Here is a 4,235-nt window from a genome sequence, read left to right on the forward strand (position 1 = left end):
CGGATCCGGCTGCCGGAGCGCCGGGGCAGGTCAGGACGGGCAGGCCTGAGTTCGCCGCGGTGACGAGCGCGGCGCAGTCGTCGTCGGTGACAATCGCCGCGGGCGCCATGAGCTCGAGCATCGCGGCAACCTCCGGCGCGGCCAGCCGCCAGTTGACCGCGGCGGGCAAGGCGCCGGCCCGGATCAGGCCGAGCATGGCCGTGACCCAGCCGGCCTGGTTGCGCGCGATGACCGGCACTACGTCGCCGGGACCGATGTCCGCTGCCGCGAACGCGGCGGCGGACGCCTCCATGGCCGTGCGCAGATCCGCGTAGGTGAGCTCCGCGCCACGGTCGTCGGTCAGCGCGATCTGGTCAGGGTTGACCGAGGCCCGCCACTCGACGACATGAACCAGGGACAGCACGTCCCTAGACTCGCAGGCCGGTGCGGTCGGCCGCCGTCTTCGGCTCGTGCCTGATGTCGCCAGGCTGGCCCATCACCCGCCGCCAGCAGGCGAACTCCAGCAAGATCCCGTCCGGGTCCTGGAAGTAGAACGAGCGGACGAACACGCCCGGGTGCAGCTCGCGTGCCACCCCCTCCGCGCTGTCGTCGTGGTCGATGATGGGGCTGACCTTGACGCCCTTGGCCTTGAGCTTGGCCCGGTAGTCGAGGAACCGCTCTTCAGGCACGTTGAACGCGACGTGGTTCATCGACCCGACCGCGCTTGTCCACTCGCCGAACCCGGGGACGGTGACCGGCGCGGAGACGCCTGGCACCGGGTCGGGCGCGTCAGGGAACCAGAAGAACGCGAGCGCGTTCCCGCCGCCCATGTCGAAGAAGAAGTGCTGGCCAGACCCGGCTGGCAGGTCCAGGGTCTTGATGAGCCGCATGCCGAGCACCTGGGTGTAGAACTCGACGGTGCGCTTCATGTCCGCGCAGACCAGCGCCAGGTGGTTGACGCCGCCGAGGTCGAACTCCTCGTTCCGCCAGTCCATGGAACCCTCCCTGCCTAGAAGCTGAATCTAAATCCAGATTCAGTTTTGTCTGAGAAAACTGTACAGTCAATTTCCACAGCACCATTGAGCAGAACCGGGGTTTTTCGTGGCCGAGGTCGACGTCGACAGAGAGTTCGTGGGCTTGCCGTCACCCGTGGTCGGCCGGGCCGGCGCTGGCGGGCATCCCTGCCAGGGCATCTACCACCGGCCGGCCGGGAAACAGCCCACGACTGCGTTTATCGCGACGCACTACAACGTCGACTTCTCCGAGCACTATCTCGCCAGCTACCTGGCCGAGCGCGGGTTCGGGTTCCTGGGCTGGAACACGCGGTTCCGCGGGAACGAGGCGCACTTCCTGCTCGACCACGCGCTGGCGGAGATCGGCGTCGGAGTCCGCTGGCTGCGCGAGCACGCCGGGGTCGACCGGGTCGTCCTGCTCGGCAACTCCGGCGGCGGGTCCCTCATGGCCGCCTACCAGTCGCAGGCCGTCGAGCCGAACGTCACGCCTGTCGCCGGGATGAGGCCGCTCGGCGCTATCGCCGACCTGCCGCGGGCTGATCTTTTCATCGCGCTCTCCGCGCACTCCGGCCGGCCGGAGGTGTTCACCGCCTGGCTGGATCCATCGGTGACAGACGAGACCGACCCGCTGTCGGCGGACCCGGCGCTCGACCCGTTCAACCCGGACAACGGACCGCCCTACAGCGAGGATTTCCAGCTCCGTTACCGGGCCGCGCAGCGCGCCCGCAATGAGCGCATCACCGACTGGGCACTTGGCCAGCTGGACGCCCTGGCGGGTACCAGGGCGCGGGACAGGCTGTTCACCGTCGCCCGCAGCTGGGCCGACCTGCGCATGATCGACCCCGCCATCGAGCCGTCCGACCGGAAGCCGAACTGGTGTTACCTCGGCGAGCCGGTCAAGGCCAACTACGGGGTGTTCGGCGTCGGAACCGTCAGCACGCTGCGCACCTGGCTGTCCATGTGGAGCCTGCGGACATCGCAGTGCACCGCGGCCCCGCACCTGGCCAGGATCACGCTGCCATCCCTCGTCGTGCACGCCACCGCGGACGCCTGCGTCTACGAGAACGACGCCCGCACCCTGTACGACTCGCTCGCCGCGGCGGACAAGACACTCGAGTTCGTCAAGGCGGATCACTACCTGCTCGAGCCGGCCGGCGTCCGAGAGCAGGCGGCCGATCTCATCGCGGCCTGGACAGCCGATCACGAATGACGCATTCCGGCGCCCGGAAGGATTTCGACTGAATGCAAAGCTGGATTCATGTCATCGACTGGCGCGCCAACGTGCACCCGCAAGTGACCGCGCTTACCGACGACAGGGGAGCGGCCTACACCTACGCGCAGCTGCGGACCGAGGTGGAGCGCAGGGCGGGAGGCTGGGCCGCCGCGGGAGTCGGGCCCGGCGATATCGTCGCGGTCATCGCGAAGAACAGCGCCGACTTTCTCGTGCACGCCTTCGCGCTGATGCGGGCGGGCGCGACTCCGGCGTTCGTCAACTGGCGGCTGTCGGTCCGTGAGCTCACCGAGGTGCTCGCGCTGGTCGAGCCGGTCGCGATTGCCGCCGACGCCGAATTCACCGGGCTGGCAGACGCCGGATGGCAGGGCGCAGGCGTGCGGGTCGTGATCGGCGGGGGCGCTGTGCCAGACACTGCGCCCGACACTGGGCCGGACACTGGCTGGACGGACGGCGGGACACTGGCCGGACCCGTTCCGCCCCGGCCGAGGCTAAGCGGGAACGATCTGCTGGCGCTCGTGCACACCAGCGGGACGACCGGACGGGCCAAGGCGATCCCGCTGCGGCATGGCGCGCTGATGATGAGCGTCGCGGACTTCGCCATCGAGATCGGCGATCAGGTCACCGGATCCCGGCACCTGCAGATCCTGCCGCTGTTCCACCTGGGCGGCTTCGGACAGTGCATGCAGGCGCTGCTGACCGCGGGGACGGTCTACATCCACACGGCCTTCAGCCCGGAGACGACGATCGACGCGATCGCCGCCGACCGGATCGAGTTCTTCACCGCCGGCCCCTCGATGATCGACATGCTCGTGAGGGAGGTCCGCCGCCGTGGTGCGACCGACCTGTCCAGCCTGCGCGAGATCGCCTACGGCACGGCCCCGATCACCCCGTCCTCGCTGGCAGCGGCGACAGAGACGTTCGGCTGCAGGTTCCGGCAGATCTACGGCAACACCGAGAGCCAGTCCATGATCAGCCTGCTGGCCCCCGAAGATCATCAGCCGGGTCATCCGCGGCTCGGCAGCGCCGGAAGGGTCTCATTCGGCTGGGAGGTGCGCATCGTCGATCCGGACGGCCGCGACCTGCCCGTCGACACTCCCGGGGAGCTGCTCATTAAGGGCGAGTGCCTGTTCTCCGGGTACTGGCGTGATCCCGAGGGGACCGCGGCGGCCTTCACCGAGGACGGCTGGTACCGGACCGGCGACGTCGGCAGGCTGACGGCCGACGGATACCTGTACATCCTCGACCGGGCCAAGGACATGATCATCAGCGGCGGTGAGAACATCTACCCCGCCGAGGTCGAGGCGGTGCTCGCCCGGCACCCGGCGGTCGCCGATGTGGCGGTGCTCGGCCGGCCGGACCCGACCTGGGGCGAGGCCGTGCACGCCGTGATCATTCCCGTGGCCGGGCAGGCAGGCGCCGTCTCCGCTGACGAGATCGTCAGCTGGTGCCGGGACAACCTGGCGCACTTCAAGTGCCCCAAGAGCGTGGAGTTCGTCGCTTCCCTGCCGCGAACCACCACCGGCAAGGTCCTCAAGCGTGAGCTGCGCGAGCAGCTGTCGCAGGCGCGATCATGAGCGGGGAAGGCACTGTGATGAGCGAGGAACTGGTCGGGCGCTTCTTCGCCGCCCTCGAGGACGGCGACATCGCCGCGTTGCGCGAGATCTACGCGCCGGACGCGGTCATCTGGCACAACGACGACCTGATCGAGCAGCCCGTCGACGAGAACCTGAAAGTTCTCCAGGGCCTGCACCGCGCGGTGTCCGGCCTGCACTACGAGATCATCCGCCGGGTACCGGCGCCCGATGGCGTGCTGCAGCAGCACGTCCTGCGCGGCAGGCTGCGCGGCGGCGCCGAGGTCGAACTGCACGCCGCGATGTACCTGCAGGTACGCGACGGCCACATCACCAGGATCGAGGAGTACCTGGATTCCGGTAAGCGCGCCGCGATCAAGGCCGCCCGCGAAGCCCTGTCGGTCTAGGTTATGGTTTCCGTCCGACCCCGGCGTAAAT

General features: G+C 68.9%; 5 protein-coding genes. 3 read left to right on the plus strand and 2 right to left on the minus strand.

Translation table 11 applies throughout. The features are described from left to right. Together WA805_RS01400 and WA805_RS01405 are read right to left on the minus strand one after the other, a co-directional pair. A partial coding sequence (locus WA805_RS01400) for an AMP-binding protein (RefSeq protein ID WP_425241462.1) occupies positions 1-403 on the minus strand: 403 nt, incomplete at its 3' end. 4 nt (positions 404-407) lie between these two features. Then, positions 408-974 carry a VOC family protein gene (locus tag WA805_RS01405; protein ID WP_422285834.1) on the minus strand — a complete coding sequence of 189 codons (567 nt, stop codon included), beginning with the start codon at positions 972-974 and terminating at the stop codon, positions 408-410. 106 nt (positions 975-1,080) lie between these two features. On the opposite strand from WA805_RS01405, the gene WA805_RS01410 reads away from it, so the two are divergent. The 3 genes from WA805_RS01410 to WA805_RS01420 are packed head-to-tail and all read left to right on the plus strand — an operon-like array spanning position 1,081 to position 4,204. Beyond that, complete coding sequence (locus WA805_RS01410; RefSeq protein WP_422276409.1) at positions 1,081-2,202, plus strand: alpha/beta hydrolase; 1,122 nt, start codon at positions 1,081-1,083, stop codon at positions 2,200-2,202. Between the two features lie 32 nt (positions 2,203-2,234). Next, on the plus strand, positions 2,235-3,800 hold the full coding sequence (locus WA805_RS01415; RefSeq protein WP_422276411.1) for a class I adenylate-forming enzyme family protein: 1,566 nt from the start codon (positions 2,235-2,237) through the stop codon (positions 3,798-3,800). A 17-nt stretch (positions 3,801-3,817) separates the two neighbouring features. After that, complete coding sequence (locus WA805_RS01420; protein ID WP_425241463.1) at positions 3,818-4,204, plus strand: nuclear transport factor 2 family protein; 387 nt, start codon at positions 3,818-3,820, stop codon at positions 4,202-4,204. Positions 4,205-4,235: the final 31 nt, after the last annotated feature.

This window comes from Trebonia sp. (assembly GCF_049794275.1).
Lineage (GTDB): Bacteria > Actinomycetota > Actinomycetes > Streptosporangiales > Streptosporangiaceae > Trebonia.